This is a genomic window from Bradyrhizobium daqingense (assembly GCF_021044685.1).
Taxonomy (GTDB): Bacteria; Pseudomonadota; Alphaproteobacteria; order Rhizobiales; family Xanthobacteraceae; genus Bradyrhizobium; species Bradyrhizobium daqingense.
Genome location: NZ_CP088014.1, coordinates 7,090,127 through 7,107,017, shown reverse-complemented (window position 1 = coordinate 7,107,017; position 16,891 = coordinate 7,090,127). Strand labels below are relative to the sequence as shown.

Genomic DNA, 16,891 nt, shown 5'->3' with positions numbered 1-16,891 from the left:
CGAGTCGATGGTCGTCAGAGCTCGATGCGCGTGAGGTCCTCGCCGAGCACAACAGGACCTGAATAGTCGCGTCGAACATCCTCAAGCAGCGCGTTCAACATGGAATCGTCGCTGCGCGGACGGTGATGGGTTAGTGCGAGCTTCTTGACGCCAGCGTTGGCCGCCACCTTGCCGACCGTATCGCCGCAGGCGATCGTGTGTTTCGCAAGGCGGCGGAGCTGCTCGCTGGTGATCTCGGGCGTCGCGAGGAAGCAGCACTGAACCAGCAGGTCGGCGCCCTCGGCCAATCGCTCGAGGCCGGGACAGGGGACCGTGTCGCCGGAAATCGCAATGACCTTGCCGTCCGCCTCTAAGCGGTAGCCGAGGCACATCCAGCGCTGGAGGAAGGCCGGCGTCATGTCGAGGCCTTCGCCATGCGAGACCAGTTCCGCGCTGATCTTCCAGCGGCCGGTGTCGAGAACGGGACCCGGCACGATGTCCGTTGCGATCACCGGTTTCCAGCCGCCGAAGCTTGGTTCGCCCTGATCGCGCCAGGTGATGTCCTTGTCGTAGACCTGCGTGACCAGCGTATTGACCAGCCTTTGGGTATCCGGAGGGCCATAGATGCGCAGCGCGTCCTTGCGCCCGGACATCCATGAATTCAGCATGACGTCGTAGAGGTCGCCGATGTGGTCGAAATGGTGATGGGTGAGGAAGACCGTGTTGATGGCGCCGAGGGGCACGCCGGCCTTGCTGAGCTGCACCATGACGCCGCGGCCGGCATCGAACAGGATGTTCTCATCGCCGAGCCTGATCAGCGTGGTCGTCGCCATCCGGCGCGGGTCCGGTCGCGGGCCGCCGGTGCCGAGCAGTATGACCTCCATGACGCGGCCTCCAGGTGCAGAGTTGTGGTCCACAGTAGATGCGAAGCGCGCTACGGAGCAACCGCGGGAGCCGGGATCGGCATTTCCGAAGGCGGTTGTCCTGCCGGCGCGATGATGCGCGGGATGAGAATTGTGGGGCAATTCATACTTAATCTGACAAGTCCATGAGCAATATTGTTTGGGCATCACAACACGCCTAGTATCGCGGCAGGCAATTTCGGGGGCTCGAACAGGTCGTGAATGGTCGTTCACATGGCGGCGCATTGCGCGACGACCTGAATCTTCAGGCGGGGCCGCGAGCACACAGGGCATCCAACATCGTGGCTGATTCCGCACGTCAGGAATTGCGTCCTAGCGGCCGCGAGCGGCTGATCGTTGTCGAAGACGATCCGGTGACGCGGACGATGCTGGTCGGCTATTTCAACGACAACAATTTCGACGTGGTCGGCGCCGGCTCCTGCGCGGAATGCCGCCAGGCCCTGCGGGCGCGCACCGATCTCGTCTTCCTCGACGTGCAGCTGCCCGACGGTGACGGCTTCGAGCTCGCCAAGGAGATCCAGGCGACCAGCAACACCGGCATCATCTTCGTGACGCGCCGCGACGCCGATGTCGATCGCATCCTTGGCCTCGAGATCGCCGGCGACCACTACGTCACCAAGCCGATCAATCTGCGCGATCTGCTCGCCCGCGCCCGCAGCGTATTGCGGCGGCGCTCGATCGACCGCAAGGCGGCACGCAACCACAATTCGATCGCCTTCGGCGACTGGATCATCGACCTCACCCGGCGCGAGCTGCTCGGCGGCGATGGCAAGCCGGTGGCGTTGACCCGCGCCGAGTTCGATCTGCTCGCCGCGCTGGTCGGCGCCGACGGCCGGCCGCTCAGCCGCGATTATCTGATCGAGGTGGTCAGCAACCGCCAGGCCGAGGTCGACATCCGCACGGTCGATGCGCTGGTGGCGCGGCTGCGCCGCAAGCTCGTCGGCAGCGGCACGCCCGTGATCGCGACCGTCACCGGCGTCGGCTACAAGCTCGCATTGAGTGAGCGGCTCTAAAAGCACATCCTCGCAACATCGCTCAGCGCGATGCGACGCGCTTCCACTTCGCTTCGACGCGGGCCTTGATCTGGCTGACGCGGGCCTCGTGGGCGGCCCAATAGGCGCGGCTGGCGGCGGCCGTGCCCTGACGATAGCGGGCATAGACGGCCTTGGGCGGCGCCGACACCTTCGAGGAGTTCGCCTGTTGCGCCGGCGCAAGCGCTGCGGGAGCTGGCCGCGACGCCAGATCCGGAACGGCCGCGGCTTCGGCATCAAGTGCCTTCGAATTCATGGCCGCAAGACGGTTGCGGGCTCGGTTGCAATAGAGTTGCGACCGCGGCGTCATCGCTTCCTCGCCGTGACCGGCCCGATATTTCATGAGCGCGCGGCAGAGGTCCCTGCCGGCAAGACGCCAGGCGCGGCTGAGATAAAGAACGCCGTAATGGATGTTGATGTCTGGCTCCGCCAGCTCCGCATGGCTTCCGCGGAATCCCAGCATCGCCGCGGTCTCTGGCCGCACCTGCATCAATCCGATCTCGCCGACGCTGCCGATCACGGCGGGGTTGTAGCCGCTTTCGACGAAGACGACCGCTTCGGCGATATCGGCAGGCAAGTTTGTCTTCGCGGTCTCCCGCTCGATGATCTTTCGGATCGCGGCGCGGGAGGCCGGCGTTTCGCCGGCGCCGAGCTCGGTCCCGCCGTCGGGGAGCGCCGCCGTCGTGCGCGGCTCGTCCGGGCCGCCGTCCTTGGCATGCGCACAGGTCGGGGCCGACAGGAGCACGACGAGCGCCAATCGTCTCCACGTCGCGTTCAGATTGAAGACTGTCCGGTCCCTCGCCATCGGTCCCTGATAGGGCTTTGGAGTTAACAAACCGGCCTTGCGGCAGCGCTATCGCGCACGGGCGCTCCGGTCCGTCGCCGGTCCCGGTGCGGGCTCAGCCAGGCGGTCGCCGGCCGCATAGAGCGTGCAGGTGGGCGACCATTTCATGCAGGCCGCAAGCGAATCGCGCCTGGCCTCCTCGGCCGTGGCGCGCCCCGCACGCCAGCCATAACCGCCGCTCGGCGACACCGCAAAAGCCTTGTGCGGCAGCATGCTGGCGAGATAGCGCGCGAACTCGGCGCGCGCGGCCTCGCTGAGTTGGCGCGGCGGCGGCAGGGGATCGGGTGGTCCAAGGATGTCGCGGCCCATGAGCCCGCGCTCGCGCAGGAAAGCGTCGACATAAGGCGTCCATTGCGGACGGCCGGCGAGGGAATAGAGATGATGGCCGTCGTCGCCGTAAGGCGGCGCCGCGACGAATGTCACGTTGCCGCCACTGGCGCGAAACCCGTCATAGAGGCGACGCGCGAGATCGGGGCCGAAAAAGGAATCGTTGCTCGCATAGACCCACAGCATCGGCACGCGCGAGGTCCTGCCGAAGCTGGCGAAGGCCTGCACCAGCCCCTCCGGATTGCACACGTCGTCATCGTCGCGCGAGCCGCGGCCGCCGGCAAAGTTGATCGCGGCGACGAGGCCGGGCGGCGCCTCTGCGGTGAGCGCGACCGTGGCGAGCCCGCCGGCGGAATGGCCGGCCGCGATCATGCCCGTGGTCGTGACGTCGGCACGGCGCGCCATCGCATCGATCGCCGCACGAAGATCAGCGACCGCGACCGCGCTCGTCGGCAAATAGGCAGCCTTCGTGCATCCGCCCAGACTATCGACGCGCCCGCCGGGCGAGGTGCCGTAGCCGCGCCGCATCACCACCAGCGCGGCGAAGCCACGACGGGCATATTCGAGCGCGATGCCGTAATATTTGCGCGCCGACATGGCCGCGCGGTCGTCGAATTTGCGCGGCGAGCCGTGGCTGAGCAGCGCGAGCGGATAGCGCTTCGTCCCCGCCGGCCGCACCAGGAATGCCTCCAGCCCCTGTGGCCCCGCCTCAGCCATGGGGATGCGCAAATCCTCGGTGTAGAACTCAGCGGCACGTGCGGGTGCGCCGGCCATGAGGAGGCTTGCGATCAGCAGAAGCAGCTTGCCCGAAAGAGCCATGGCACCATTCGAAGGCCTCGATGGCGAACCATAGCATGATCCCGTTAATGGGCAGGAAGCACAGCTGGCCCAAGGAACGCGTGCTCCCTCGCGCGTGTTGTGCCCTTGGCGGGGTGCCGGCCGATGCTATGGTGTCCCCGCGATCTCTTGCGACAATGACGAGGATTTTCCAGTGGCTGATGTTCATCCCGCGGCGGGCAAGCAGGCCTCGCCGGACGCGCTCACCGACATTCCGCGGCTGGTGACGGCCTATTTCGCCGGCAAGCCGGATGTGGCCGACCCCGGGCAGCGGGTGGCGTTCGGCACCTCGGGCCATCGCGGCACCTCGTTCAAGAACACCTTCAACGAGGGCCACATTCTCGCGACCACGCAGGCCATCTGTGACTACAGACAAGAGAAGGGTTTGACCGGCCCGCTGTATATCGGCATCGATACCCATGCGCTGGCCGAGCCCGCGCTGGTCAGCGCCGTCGAAGTGTTCGCGGCCAACGGCGTCGAGGTCATGATCGACAAGGACGGCGGCTACACGCCGACGCCGGTGATCTCGCACGCGATCCTGACCTACAACAAGGGACGGACCAGCGGCCTCGCCGACGGCGTCGTGATCACGCCGTCGCACAATCCGCCCGAGGACGGCGGCTACAAATACAATCCGCCGCATGGCGGCCCGGCCGACACGGACGCGACGTCCGTGATCGAGAAGCGCGCCAACGCCTATCTCGCCGACGCGCTCAAGGGCGTGAAGCGCATCGACTACGCCAGGGCGAAGAAATCCGCGAACGTCCACGCCTACGACTTCATCACGCCCTATGTCGCCGATCTCGGCAATGTCGTCGACCTCGACCTCGTCAAATCCGCCGGCGTCAATATCGGCATCGATCCGCTCGGCGGTGCCGCAGTGCATTATTGGCATCCGATCATCGAGCGTTACCGCCTGAAGGCCACTGTGGTGAACGAGGCGATCGATCCGACCTTCCGCTTCATGACGGTCGACTGGGACGGCAAGATCCGCATGGACTGCTCTTCGCCATACGCGATGGCGAGCCTGATCGCGATGCGCGACCGCTTCGACGTTGCGTTTGCCAACGACACCGATGCCGACCGCCACGGCATCGTGACGCGCACCGGCGGCCTGATGAATCCGAACCACTATCTGGCGACGGCGATCTCCTATCTGTTCGCGCACCGCCCGAACTGGGGCAGGGACGCCGCGATCGGCAAGACCGTGGTGTCGAGCTCCATCATCGACCGTGTCGCCAAGAAGCTCGGCCGCAAGCTGGTCGAGACGCCGGTCGGCTTCAAATGGTTCGTCGACGGTCTCCTCAGTGGCTCCTTCGGTTTCGGCGGCGAGGAGAGCGCCGGTGCGTCGTTCCTGCGCCGCGACGGCACGGTGTGGACCACCGACAAGGACGGCCTCATTCTCGGCCTGCTCGCCGCCGAGATCACAGCGAAGACCGGCCGCGATCCCAGCCAGCTCTTCAATGATCTCACGGCCGAGTTCGGCGTTCCCCATTACGCCCGCATCGACGTCGCCGCGACCGGCCCGCAGAAGAACATTCTGAAGTCGGTCACGCCGGAGCAGCTCGGCCTGAAGGACCTCGCCGGCGATCCCGTCCGCGCGACGCTGAGCAAGGCGCCCGGCAACGGCCAGCCCTTCGGCGGCATCAAGGTCGAGACCGATTTCGGCTGGTTCGCCGCCCGGCCCTCCGGCACCGAGGACGTCTACAAGATCTACGCGGAAAGCTTCCGCAGCACCGATCACCTGAAGCGGATTCAGGAAGAGGCGCAGGCCGGGCTGGCCAAGGTGTTCGCGGCGTAGGACTTCCCTGAAGGGAAGAACATTCGCGTCCGAGTATTCACGACGTCATGCCCGGGCTTGTCCCGGGCATCCACGTTCTTGGCGCTGCGAGGCAAGGCGTGGATGGCCGGGACAAGCTCGGCCATGACGCTGTCGAGACGGCAACGCCCAAGCTCCCGGATTTCCTCGTGATAGCCATGTATACACAGTAGGCTGTAATGGTATTATAGTAAGGCGAATTCGATCTTGAACGATCATATTTGTCAGCTATTGTATACATAACGTATCCATAAGCCGTGGGAGTAAGACCGATGACGAAACCCTTCCCCATGAATGCCTGGTACGCCGCCGCCTGGGACGCCGAGGTGAAGCCGGCGCTGCTGCCGCGGACGATCTGTGGCAAGCACATCGTGATGTACCGCAAGGCGGACGGCTCGGTGGCCGCCCTGGAAGATGCTTGCTGGCATCGCCTGGTGCCGTTGTCCAAGGGCCGGCTCGAAGGCGACACCGTGGTCTGCGGTTATCACGGCCTGAAATACAACGCGCAGGGCCGCTGCACCTTCATGCCCTCGCAGGAGACGATCAATCCGTCCGCCTGCGTGCGCGCCTATCCCGTGGTCGAGCGTCACCGCTATATCTGGCTCTGGATGGGCGATCCCGCGCTGGCCGATCCCGCGCTCGTGCCCGACATGCACTGGAATCACGATCCGGCCTGGGCCGGCGACGGCAAGACCATCCACGTCAAATGCGACTATCGCCTCGTGCTCGACAATCTCATGGATCTCACCCACGAGACCTTCGTGCACGGCTCCTCGATCGGCAATGACGCGGTCGCCGAAGCGCCGTTCGACGTCACCCATGGCGAGAAGACGGTGACGGTGACGCGCTGGATGCGCGGCATCGAGCCGCCGCCGTTCTGGGGCAAGCAGCTGGGCAAGCCCGGCCTCGTCGACCGCTGGCAGATCATCCGCTTCGAGGCCCCGTGCACCATCGCCATCGATGTCGGCGTGGCGCCGACAGGCACCGGCGCCCCGGAAGGCGACCGCTCGCAAGGCGTCAACGGCTTCGTGCTCAACACCATCACGCCGGAGACCGAGAAAACCTGCCACTATTTCTGGGCCTTCGTGCGCAACTATAAGCTCGGCGAGCAGCGCATCACCACCGAGATCCGCGAGGGCGTCTCCGGCATCTTCCACGAGGACGAACTGATCCTCGAAGCGCAGCAGCGCGCGATGGACGAGAATCCCGACCGCATCTTCTACAACCTCAACATCGACGCCGGCGCGATGTGGACGCGCAGGCTGATCGACAAGATGGTGGCGAAGGAAAATCCGCCGACGCACCTTCAGGCCGCGGAGTAGAGCATGGCCGAACGTGAGGTCGACCGCTCCGTCTCGCAGACCGTGAAGGCGCAGCTCGCGCTGCGCGACCGGATCCTGTCGGGCGCCCTGCGCCCGGGCGAGCGCATCTCCGAGCTGCAGGCGGTGGAGACCACCGGCGCCTCGCGCACCCCGGTGCGCATGGCGCTGGTGCGGCTGGAGGAAGAGGGCCTCCTGGAAGCGATCCCCTCCGGCGGCTTCATGGTGAAGGCGTTCTCGGAGCGCGACATCTCTGATTCCATCGAGCTGCGGGGCACGCTGGAAGGTCTTGCAGCACGCTTCGCCGCCGAGCGCGGCGTCTCCGCGCGCGAAGTCGAGCCGCTGAAGGAGTGCTTGGCCGCGATCGACGAGCTGTTGCGCCAGGTGCCGATCTCGGTCGATGCCTTCTCGTCCTATGTCACTCTGAATGCGCGCTTCCACGCCCTGCTCACGGAATTGTCGCGCAGCCCGCCCTTGATCCGCCAGATCGACCGCGCCTCGGCGCTGCCGTTCGCATCGCCAAGCGGATTCGTGATGGCGCAATCGGCGTTGCCCGAGGCGCAGCAGATCCTGATCATCGGCCAGGAGCACCATCGCGTCGTGATCGACGCCATCGAGAACCGCGAGGGCGCCCGCGCCGAAGCCATCATGCGTGAGCATGCGCGGCTCGCCGTGCGAAACCTGCGCCTTGCGCTGCGCAACCGGACCCATCTCGACCTCTTGCCGGCGCTCGCGCTGATCAAGACCACAACCGATTGAGGGCAGTCGCATGCGCTTCATCGAAACCTGGATTCCGGCAACGCTGGCCTCGACGCGGGATATTGCCCCCGGCATCCGCGAATTCCTGATCAGGCCGGATCAGCTCGACATCACCGCCTACCCGGTCGGTAGCCACATCAATGTCAGCGTCAGCATCGACGGCCTGCCGGAGACGCGATCCTATTCGCTGGTCGGCGAAGCCTCGCCGGCCGGCTTCAAGATCGCGGTGCGCCGCACTGATGATTCCCGCGGCGGCTCACGTTACATGTGGTCATTGCAGCCGGGCGCGCGGCTCGACATCACCCAGCCGGCCTCGCTGCTCGCGGTGGACTGGGCCCGCGACAATTATTGCCTGATCGCCGGCGGCATCGGCATCACGCCAATCTTCGGCGCCGCGCAGGCGCTGGCCCGCCGTGGCGCCAGGGTCGCGCTGCACTATGCCGTGCGCTCGCGCGGCGAGGCCGCCTATCTCGACGATCTCGCCACGATGCTCGGGGATCGCCTCGTCGTCCACGCGAGCGACGAAGGCAGGCGGCTCGATCTCGACGCGCTATTCGCCTCGATCCCTACGGGCACGCTCGCGCTGTTCTGCGGGCCGATGCGCATGCTCGATGCCGCGCGCCACGCCTGGATCGGCGCCGGCCATCCGCTGCCCGATCTCCGCTACGAGACCTTCGGCTCCAGCGGCACGCTGCCGACCGAGACGTTCCGGGTGCGCCTGAAGGATTCGAATGTCGAGCTCGAGATCCCGCGCGAGCGCTCGATGCTGGACGTGCTCAACGCCAGCGGCCACGACGTGATGTATGATTGCAAGCGCGGCGAATGCGGCCTCTGCGCCATCGACGTCGTTGCCGTCGACGGCGAGATCGACCATCGCGACGTCTTCTTCAGCGACCATCAGAAGCAAAGCAACCAGAAGATCTGCGCCTGCGTCTCCCGCGCGCGAGGCACCATCACGGTGGATACGCTGCTGCGCGCGGATGCGGTTTAGGTTGGACAGCCTATTGAACACGGTCGTCATGCCCGGGCTTGTCCCGGGCATCCACGTTCTTGGGTGTCGCTAAGGAAGAGCGTGGATGGCCGGGACAAGCCCGGCCATGACGCCGTGGAAGCTTTGGCGCAGCCTACGCCGCGTAGGTCGCCCGATATGTCTTCGTCTCCAGCAGCGCCATCACACCATCCGCCGCCACCGGCCGGCTGATCAGATAGCCCTGCACCTCGTCGCAAGCGATCTGGCGCAGATATTCGAGCTGGTCGCCCGTCTCGACGCCCTCGGCGACGACGCCGATATCGAGGTCGCGCGCGAGCGAGATCACGGACTTGACGATGGCGGCGCAGTCCGGCTGCACCAGCATGTCGCCGATGAAGGACTGGTCGATCTTGATGCGGCTGAACGGCAGCTTGCGCAAATAGGTGAGCGAGGAGAAGCCCGTGCCGAAATCGTCGAGCGCCACGGTGACGCCGAGTTGCAGAAGCGCGTTCAGGACCGATGCGGCCGAGCCGTATTTCGAGAGCAGCATCGATTCCGTGATCTCGATCTCGAGGCGGCTCGGCGAGACCTTCGCATCGGCCAGCGCCTGCACGATGGTCTGGAGGATCGCCGTATTGTGAAACTGCGCCGCGGAGAAGTTCACGGCGACCCTGATCTCATCGGGCCATTGCGCCACCGTCGCGCAGGCGCGGCGGATGACCCATTCGCCGATCTCGTGGATCAGCCCGGTCTCCTCGGCGATCGGGATGAATTCGCTCGGCGGCACCAGCCCGCGCGTGGGATGCCGCCAGCGCAGCAGCGCCTCGAATCCGGTGATCCGGTTGTCGTCGAGATCGAGGAACGGCTGGAACACGAGAAACAGCTCGTCTCGTGCGATCGCGCCTGCGAGGTCCGTTTGCAGCGCCTTGCGGTCGCGCGACATCCTGTCGTCGGCTTCCTCGAAGAAGCGGACGCTGCCGGCTCCGGCCTTCTTGGCGCGATAGAGCGCGGCGTCGGCATTCTTCATGATGTCGGGCGGCGTGGCGCCGTCGCGGGGCGCCAGCACGATGCCGACGCTGGTGGCGCCGACGATCTGGCGGCCCTCGATCCGGAACGGCTCGGCGAAGGCCGCGACGAAGCGCTCGGCGATCTCGAGCGCATCTTCCGGCCGCGCCAGATTGTTCATCACCAGCGCGAACTCGTCGCCGCCGATGCGCGCGACATGCTCGGCCGCGCGCGTGCAGCGTTGCAGGCGGCTTGCGACCTGCATCAGGAATTCGTCGCCGGCGGGATGGCCGAACTGGTCGTTGACCTCCTTGAAGCGGTCGAGATCGAGCAGCAGCACCGCGAATTCCTCGCCCGACAACGTCAACCGCTTGAGCGCGGCATCGAGTGTCTCGTTGAAGGCGACGCGGTTGGGTAGCTGGGTGAGGGGATCCTGTCGCACCGTGCGTTCCGCCTCGATCTGGCGCATCACACGCCGCGCGAACGTGAACGAGTTGATGAACACGCCACGCAGCAGCACGCTGCCGTAGACCACGACGAGGAAGGCGATCAGCAGGAAAGCGAGATCGCCGTTCTGGCCGAGGCAGATGGCGATGCCGAGGAAGATCGGCGCCGTGAAGGCGATGGCCGCGATCGGGATCGTGGCGAACGCGAGCGCGCCGCCGGCCAGCATGCCCGAACAGAGGCAAGTAATGACGAGCTGGCCGCCGGTCGAGGCATCGGCGAAGAAGGCGACCGGGACGATGCCCCAGGCCGCGCCGAGGACGAAGGCGTTGCGCACCAGGCGGTGCATGGCGCGGCGTGAGACGAATTGCGGCTTGGTGATGCGCCGGGCCGCGCGGGATTGCAGGCCGAACACGATCGCGCCACTGGTGACGGCAGCCGCCCAGATCAGCGCGGGCATCCTGTCCGGCGATTGCCACAGCGCGATCGCTAGCACGATGGCGTTGCAGGCATTGGCGAGCATGATGCCGACGGAATAGCCGAGCACCAGCGACATCTGTTCGGCGCGGATATGGCCGGCCACAGCTTCGTCGGTTGCAGGACCGCCAAAGGCCGACAGATCGCCGGCGAACAGCCGCGCGAAATAGCTGGTCGTTTGAGTCCGCATTCCAGAGCCTTGCAGCTTGGGCCGTTTGTCCGGCTCGTATTGAAGAGTTCGCTGCAAACCTTTGACGAACTATGAATTATCCACCCTGCTGGCGATCCCCGCGATCACTTCTAGGTGGCAAAGCCCGCGTATCGATAACAAATCGATACAAATGCGGTCCGCGGAGTTACCAGGGCTCTCACATCTCAGTATTCGCGAGGTCGTTATGCCCGGGCTTGTCCCGGGCATCCACGTTCTGCGACGCGCGTGACTAGACGTGGATGGCCGGGACAAGCCTGGCCATGACGCCGGGGTGGCCTTAGGGCTCAAACTTTGATGCCTATCGGTTGCGCCGAACGATCGCGGAGGTTCACCGTCCCAGCTGCTTCGGATCGTAATAGAACCGTTCCTCGATCAACTGATCGCCCCGCCAGGTCTGCCACGCGATCTCGTCGAGTGTCCGCGTGACCCCTTCGGCATTTGTAAAACTGAATATCCAGCGGGTCGTGACGTGGTCGCCCTCGATCAGGCTCGGCCCGATCCGCTCCGCCTTGACCTCCTTGGTTGCCGCCAGCACGCCGCGCTCCTTGGCGACGAGCTTGTCGCGGCCGACCGTCGGCGCAGCGTTGTTCTCGTAGGTCACGGCATCCGGCGTGCAAAACTGCTCGATTGCGCCGACGAAATCCCCGTCCTCCAGGCGCTTGGCAAAAGCTTCGACGACCTCGCGGCTCGGCATGGCACACCTCACAGTAAAACCGACTGATAGTCGGCAAATACCGACCGATGGTCGAAAAGTCAACTGGCTGCATCGTGCGAACTGAATTAAAGCGGGAGCGAGTTTGAACAGGTGGAGTCCGGGTGAGGGCTTTCGGTCTCATTGGACGCTGCAGCCCCTCACCCGGATTGCTGCGCAATCCGACCTCTCCCCGTCGGGGAGAGGTGGACGCGAGACGAGACACATGGCGAAACAGGCGGAACGGCGCGCAGCGACGACCGAAGCGATCCTGACGGTGGCGCGCCGCCTGTTCGGCACACACGGCTTCGCCGCCACCACCATGGACGAGATCGCGGAAGGGGCCCGCATCGCGAAGGGCGCGGTCTATCATCACTTCAAGACGAAGGAGGCCGTGTTCGAAGCCGTGTTCGATCTCGTCTCGCGCGACCTCGTCGTCGAGATCGACGGCGCCGCGCGCGCCGAGAAGGACGTACTCGCTGCGATGGTCGCGGGCACCCAGCACTACTTCGCCGCGACAGCCAAGGGGCCGACCGGTCAGATCATCCTGCGTGACGGTCCCGCCGTGCTCGGCTGGGAGCGCTGGCGCGAGATCGACGCCAAGCACTTCGGCGGCAAGCTACCTCGCGCGCTCTCGGCCGCGATGGAGGCCGGCCTGATCGCGCGGCAGCCGGTCGAGCCGCTGGCGCGGCTGCTGCTCGGCGCGGTGACGGAAGCCGCGGTCGCCTGCGCCGGACGCGCCGATATCGCAAGGGCGGGTGCGGAATATGCCCGTGCGTTCAAGTCGCTGGTCGAGGCGCTGCGCGTGCGGGATCGATTGTGCTAAGTGACGCCCACGGAAACGCCAACAAAAAGAACAGTAGCGCATGAACGCAACTTCCTCCCTCGCACCCACCGATCCCGAATTCGACTACATCATTGTCGGCGCCGGCTCCGCCGGCTGCGTGCTTGCCAATAGGCTTTCGGCGAACGGCAAGCACAGCGTGCTGCTGCTCGAGGCCGGCCCGAAGGATTCCAACATCTGGATCCACGTTCCCCTTGGCTATGGGAAGCTGTTCAAGGAGAAGAGCGTCAACTGGATGTACCAGACCGAGCCGGAGCCCGAGCTGAAGGGCCGCCAGGTGTTCCAGCCGCGTGGAAAAACGCTGGGCGGGTCGAGCTCGATCAACGGCTTGCTTTATGTCCGCGGCCAGCATGAGGACTATGACCGCTGGCGCCAGCTCGGCAACACCGGCTGGGGCTATGACGACGTGCTGCCTTATTTCAAGAAGGCCGAGAACCAGTCGCGCGGCGCTGATCAATATCATGGCACGGGCGGACCGCTACCGGTGTCCAACATGATCGTGACCGATCCGCTGTCGAAGGCCTTCATCGATGCCGCGGTCGAGACCGGACTCCCCTACAATCCCGACTTTAACGGCGCGACGCAGGAAGGCGTCGGCCTGTTCCAGACCACGACACGCAACGGCCGCCGCGCCTCGACGTCGGTGGCTTATCTCGGTCCTGCCAAGACCCGCGGCAATCTCAAGATCGAGACCTCCGCGCACGCTCAGCGCGTGCTGTTCGAGGGCCGCCGCGCCGTCGGCGTGGAATACCGGCAAGGCGCGGCCTTGCGCCGCGCGCGTGCGCGGAAGGAGGTCGTGCTGTCGAGCGGCGCCTACAACTCGCCGCAGCTGCTTCAGCTCTCAGGCGTCGGCCCCGGCGATCTCCTGCGCAAGCATGGCATCGAGGTGGTGCTCGATGCTGCCGGTGTCGGCCACGACCTCCAGGACCACATGCAGGTCCGCATCGTGATGCGCTGCTCGCAGAAGATCACGCTGAATGACACCGTCAATCATCCGCTCCGCCGCACCATGGCCGGCGCGCGTTATGCCCTGTTCCGAAAGGGCTGGCTGACGATTGCGGCCGGCACGGCGGGCGCGTTCTTCAAGACCAGCCCGCGGCTGGCGTCGCCCGACATCCAGGTGCACTTCCTGCCGTTCTCGACCGACAAGATGGGCGAGAAGCTGCATGATTTCTCCGGATTTACGGCCTCGGTGTGCCAGCTCCGGCCCGAGAGCCGCGGCACCCTGCGCATCAAGAGCGCCGACCCATCAGTGCCGCCGGAGATCCGCATCAACTACATGTCGACCGAGACCGACCGCACCACGAACGTCGAAGGCATCAAGATTCTGCGCAAGATATTGAACGCTCCGGCGCTGAAGCCGTTTGTGGTCAGCGAATACGATCCCGGGGCAAAGGTATCCACGGATGCCGAGATACTCGATTATTGCCGCGAGCGCGGCAGCACCATCTACCATCCGACCTCGACCTGTCGTATGGGCAACGACGCGCTCGCGGTGGTCGATCAGCGGCTGAAGGTGAGGGGGCTCGACGGCCTTCGCGTCGTCGACGGCTCGATCATGCCGGACCTGGTGTCGGGGAACACCAACGCGCCGATCATCATGATCGCCGAGAAGGCCTCCGACATGATATTGGAGGATGCGCGATAAATTCGCCCTGAAAGGACGTTTGACTTGGCTACTCGATTTCGGATCGGCACCCGCAAGAGCGCGATGGCGCTGGCACAGACGGAAGAGATCGCCCGCCGCCTGGCCGCCGTGGTGCCCGGTCTCGACGTCGAGATCGTCAAGTTCGATACCACCGGCGATCTCGACCAGACCAGCAAGCTGCTGCCGCATGGCGGCAAGGGCGGCGCCTTCGTGGCGCAGATCCGCGCCGCGGTGCTTTCGGGCGAGCTTCATGCGGCCATGCATTCGCTCAAGGATATGCCGGGCAACGAGGACACGCCGGGCCTCGTCATCGGCGCCACCCTGTCGCGCGATCCGCCCGGCGACGCGCTGGTGCTGCGGAATGGCGTGACTCTGGAAGCGTTGCGCCAGTCACGCGGCAAGGGGTTCAAGATCGGTACCAACGCCGTGCGTCGGGCGGCCTATGCGCGGCGCCTGTTTCCGGAGGTGGAGGTGATCCACTTCCGCGGCGCCGCCGACACGCGCGTGCGAAAGCTCGACAACGGCGAGGAACAACGGCTGCCCGATGGCGGCACGGTCGGACCGGCGGATGCACTGATCATGGCGCGCTCGGGCCTCAATCGCGTTGGCTTGTCCGGCCGCATTGCCTATGAATTCAGGGCAGCGGAGATGCTGCCCGCGGCAGGGCAGGGCATCGTCGCCGTCGAATGCGCCGCGCAGGACTGGCAGACGCGACAAATCCTGTCATCGATCGACGATCCGGCCGCGCGTGCCTGTGCCGACGCCGAGCGCGAGGTGCTGTGGGTGCTCAACGGCCATTGCAATTCGCCTGTGGCGGCATTTTCGACCGTCACGGTCGATCGGATGGCACTGACGGCGTCCGTGCTCGACCTCTCGGGCAACACCATCATTGAAGCCGGGGGCACAGGTTTCGCCAATCGTCCGCGCGAGCTCGGCCGTGCGGTGGGTCTGGATCTCCTCCAAAAGGGAGCCGCCGAAATCATCGAGCGCAGCCGGCCGCGGTAGACGCGAGATCTCGACCGGCGATGACAGGATTCGGCGCCTGTTTTGCCCGACGTGTCAAAGGCGCGGGGTGCGTGATGTCAGCTCAACGATTTCAACGACTTGTCTACTGTGCATGGGGTTGTTTTCGCGGTTTGCGAGACTCAATCACAATTGCTCGTCATGCCCGGGCTTGTCCCGGGCATCCACGTTCTTCGTGTCACGCGGCAAGGCGTGGATGGCCGGGACAAGCCCGGCCATGACGGGGAGAGATCGTCGATCCCTCATCCCCGCACGCGCTTCAGCATCTGCTCGACGTGAGCGATCGGCGTCTCCGGCTGGATACCGTGGCCGAGATTGAAGATGAACCGTCCCTGCGCAAAATTCGCCAGCACGTCGTCGATCGCGCGGTCGAGCGCGGCACCGCCCGTGATCAGCACCAGCGGATCGAGATTGCCCTGCACGGCGACCTTGCTCTGCACGCGCTCGCGGACGAAGGCGGGCTCCGCGGTCCAGTCGATGCTGACGGCGTTGACGCCGGTGGCCTCGACGTAAGCAGGCAATTGCGCGCTGGCCCCGCGCGGAAAGCCGATGATCTTCGCATCCGGCACCTTCGCGCGCACGCCCTCGACGATGCGCCGCGTCGGCTCGACCGACCAGCGCGCGAATTCCGCCGGCGGCAGCACGCCGGCCCAGGTGTCGAAGATCTGCAATGCGTCGGCGCCGGCGGCGAGCTGCGCCAAGAGATACTCGATCGAGCTCTCGACCAGCACGTTGATGATCTTCGCAAACGCCTCGGGATGCCGGTAGGCCATCATGCGCGCCGGCGCCTGGTCGGGCGTGCCCTGGCCGGCGACCATGTAGGTCGCGACCGTCCACGGGGCGCCGCAGAAGCCGATCAGCGCGACCTCCGGCGCGAGCCCACCCCGCACGATCTTGAGCGCCTCGAACACCGGCGTGAGCTTGCCGAGATCGGCACGCGTTGCCAGCGTGGCGACCTTCGCCGGATCATCCAAGGGCTCCAGCCGCGGTCCTTCGCCGACCTCGAAGCGCACGGAGCGGCCGAGCGCATAGGGGATCACCAGGATGTCCGAGAAGATGATCGCTGCATTGAAGCCGAACCGGCGGATCGGTTGCAGCGTCACCTCGGCGGCAAGCTCCGGGTTGAAGCAGAGATCGAGGAAGCCGCCGGCCTTGGCGCGCACTTCGCGATATTCCGGCAGATAGCGGCCGGCCTGCCGCATCATCCACATGGGCGGGATGGTCTGGCGCTGGCCGGAGAGCACGTCGATGAATGGCTTTGTCGCAGACTGGGGCACGAATGGTCCTGAAGCGGGTTATGGCCCCTGATACACCGCCGCGGCCCCCAGCGGAACAGGGGAACCAGGCCATTCGGGCCGCGTTGACCAGCCAATGGAGGAGATCATGGCTGAGACATTCAATCCTGCGCCGCACGACAAGCATGCCGACGATCCGCGCGAGGCGCTCGCCGCCGATCGGCAATCCAAGCTCGATGCCGGGCTGCAAGACACGTTCCCGGCCTCCGATCCCGTCAGCGCCGCCCAGCCGACGCCCTCGAAGGCGGATGCGGAGGCCGACAGCCCCTCGCTCTGGGAGAAGGTGAAGGCCATCTTCAGCTAGCGGGGCGGGTCGCCGGATTCCGATAGGATCGCTAATGTCTTGTTAGCGATGCACCGATTCCGTCCGTCCGTAGGACTACTGGAAAGGGGCAGATCGCCACGTATTGCGGTAGTGGCTTCAGAGTTCACTAACAGAAGCGGC

The 16,891-nt window shown here is 65.6% G+C and carries 15 protein-coding genes; 9 read left to right on the top strand and 6 right to left on the bottom strand.

Going from position 1 to position 16,891, the window contains the following annotated elements; translation table 11 throughout:
• Positions 1-14: 14 nt before the first annotated feature.
• Positions 15-863, bottom strand: a complete 849-nt coding sequence (locus LPJ38_RS33980; protein WP_145639008.1) for an MBL fold metallo-hydrolase — start codon at positions 861-863, stop codon at positions 15-17.
• Between the two features lie 236 nt (positions 864-1,099).
• Here LPJ38_RS33980 and LPJ38_RS33975 point away from each other — a divergent pair, with 236 nt between their 5' ends.
• Complete coding sequence (locus tag LPJ38_RS33975; protein WP_145639006.1) at positions 1,100-1,915, top strand: response regulator transcription factor; 816 nt, start codon at positions 1,100-1,102, stop codon at positions 1,913-1,915.
• A gap of 22 nt (positions 1,916-1,937) precedes the next feature.
• Here the strand turns inward: LPJ38_RS33975 and LPJ38_RS33970 are convergent, their stop codons facing one another.
• Positions 1,938-2,738, bottom strand: coding sequence for a transglycosylase SLT domain-containing protein (locus tag LPJ38_RS33970; protein WP_145639004.1), 801 nt, complete (start codon positions 2,736-2,738; stop codon positions 1,938-1,940).
• Between the two features lie 48 nt (positions 2,739-2,786).
• Positions 2,787-3,923, bottom strand: coding sequence for an alpha/beta hydrolase family protein (locus tag LPJ38_RS33965; protein WP_145639002.1), 1,137 nt, complete (start codon positions 3,921-3,923; stop codon positions 2,787-2,789).
• Between the two features lie 172 nt (positions 3,924-4,095).
• On the opposite strand from LPJ38_RS33965, the gene pgm reads away from it, so the two are divergent.
• The 4 genes from pgm to LPJ38_RS33945 all read left to right on the top strand — a co-directional run bounded on the left by pgm (position 4,096) and on the right by LPJ38_RS33945 (position 8,829).
• Positions 4,096-5,742: a phosphoglucomutase (alpha-D-glucose-1,6-bisphosphate-dependent) gene (gene pgm, locus LPJ38_RS33960; protein ID WP_145639001.1), complete on the top strand. Its 1,647-nt coding sequence runs from the start codon at positions 4,096-4,098 to the stop codon at positions 5,740-5,742.
• A gap of 290 nt (positions 5,743-6,032) precedes the next feature.
• Positions 6,033-7,082: an aromatic ring-hydroxylating dioxygenase subunit alpha gene (locus tag LPJ38_RS33955; RefSeq protein WP_145638999.1), complete on the top strand. Its 1,050-nt coding sequence runs from the start codon at positions 6,033-6,035 to the stop codon at positions 7,080-7,082.
• A gap of 3 nt (positions 7,083-7,085) precedes the next feature.
• Positions 7,086-7,838 carry a GntR family transcriptional regulator gene (locus tag LPJ38_RS33950; RefSeq protein ID WP_145638998.1) on the top strand — a complete coding sequence of 251 codons (753 nt, stop codon included), beginning with the start codon at positions 7,086-7,088 and terminating at the stop codon, positions 7,836-7,838.
• 10 nt (positions 7,839-7,848) lie between these two features.
• Positions 7,849-8,829, top strand: coding sequence for a PDR/VanB family oxidoreductase (locus LPJ38_RS33945; RefSeq protein ID WP_145638995.1), 981 nt, complete (start codon positions 7,849-7,851; stop codon positions 8,827-8,829).
• A 133-nt stretch (positions 8,830-8,962) separates the two neighbouring features.
• Here the strand turns inward: LPJ38_RS33945 and LPJ38_RS33940 are convergent, their stop codons facing one another.
• Entirely contained in the window at positions 8,963-10,924 is a 1,962-nt protein-coding gene (locus LPJ38_RS33940; protein WP_145638993.1) for a putative bifunctional diguanylate cyclase/phosphodiesterase, read from the bottom strand.
• A 349-nt stretch (positions 10,925-11,273) separates the two neighbouring features.
• Entirely contained in the window at positions 11,274-11,639 is a 366-nt protein-coding gene (locus LPJ38_RS33935; protein WP_145638991.1) for a nuclear transport factor 2 family protein, read from the bottom strand.
• Between the two features lie 223 nt (positions 11,640-11,862).
• On the opposite strand from LPJ38_RS33935, the gene LPJ38_RS33930 reads away from it, so the two are divergent.
• Genes LPJ38_RS33930 through hemC form a run of 3 tightly spaced genes read left to right on the top strand, consistent with a single transcriptional unit; the run spans position 11,863 to position 15,133 of the window.
• Positions 11,863-12,462, top strand: a complete 600-nt coding sequence (locus LPJ38_RS33930) for a TetR/AcrR family transcriptional regulator (protein ID WP_145638990.1) — start codon at positions 11,863-11,865, stop codon at positions 12,460-12,462.
• 40 nt (positions 12,463-12,502) lie between these two features.
• A complete protein-coding gene (locus LPJ38_RS33925; protein WP_145638988.1) occupies positions 12,503-14,128 on the top strand; it encodes a GMC family oxidoreductase in 1,626 nt (541 codons plus the stop codon).
• A 24-nt stretch (positions 14,129-14,152) separates the two neighbouring features.
• Complete coding sequence (gene hemC / locus LPJ38_RS33920) at positions 14,153-15,133, top strand: hydroxymethylbilane synthase (protein ID WP_145638986.1); 981 nt, start codon at positions 14,153-14,155, stop codon at positions 15,131-15,133.
• A 260-nt stretch (positions 15,134-15,393) separates the two neighbouring features.
• Here the strand turns inward: hemC and hemE are convergent, their stop codons facing one another.
• A complete protein-coding gene (gene hemE / locus LPJ38_RS33915) occupies positions 15,394-16,428 on the bottom strand; it encodes a uroporphyrinogen decarboxylase (RefSeq protein ID WP_145638984.1) in 1,035 nt (344 codons plus the stop codon).
• Between the two features lie 106 nt (positions 16,429-16,534).
• Here hemE and LPJ38_RS33910 point away from each other — a divergent pair, with 106 nt between their 5' ends.
• A complete protein-coding gene (locus LPJ38_RS33910; RefSeq protein WP_167520632.1) occupies positions 16,535-16,750 on the top strand; it encodes a hypothetical protein in 216 nt (71 codons plus the stop codon).
• Positions 16,751-16,891 lie beyond the last annotated feature (141 nt).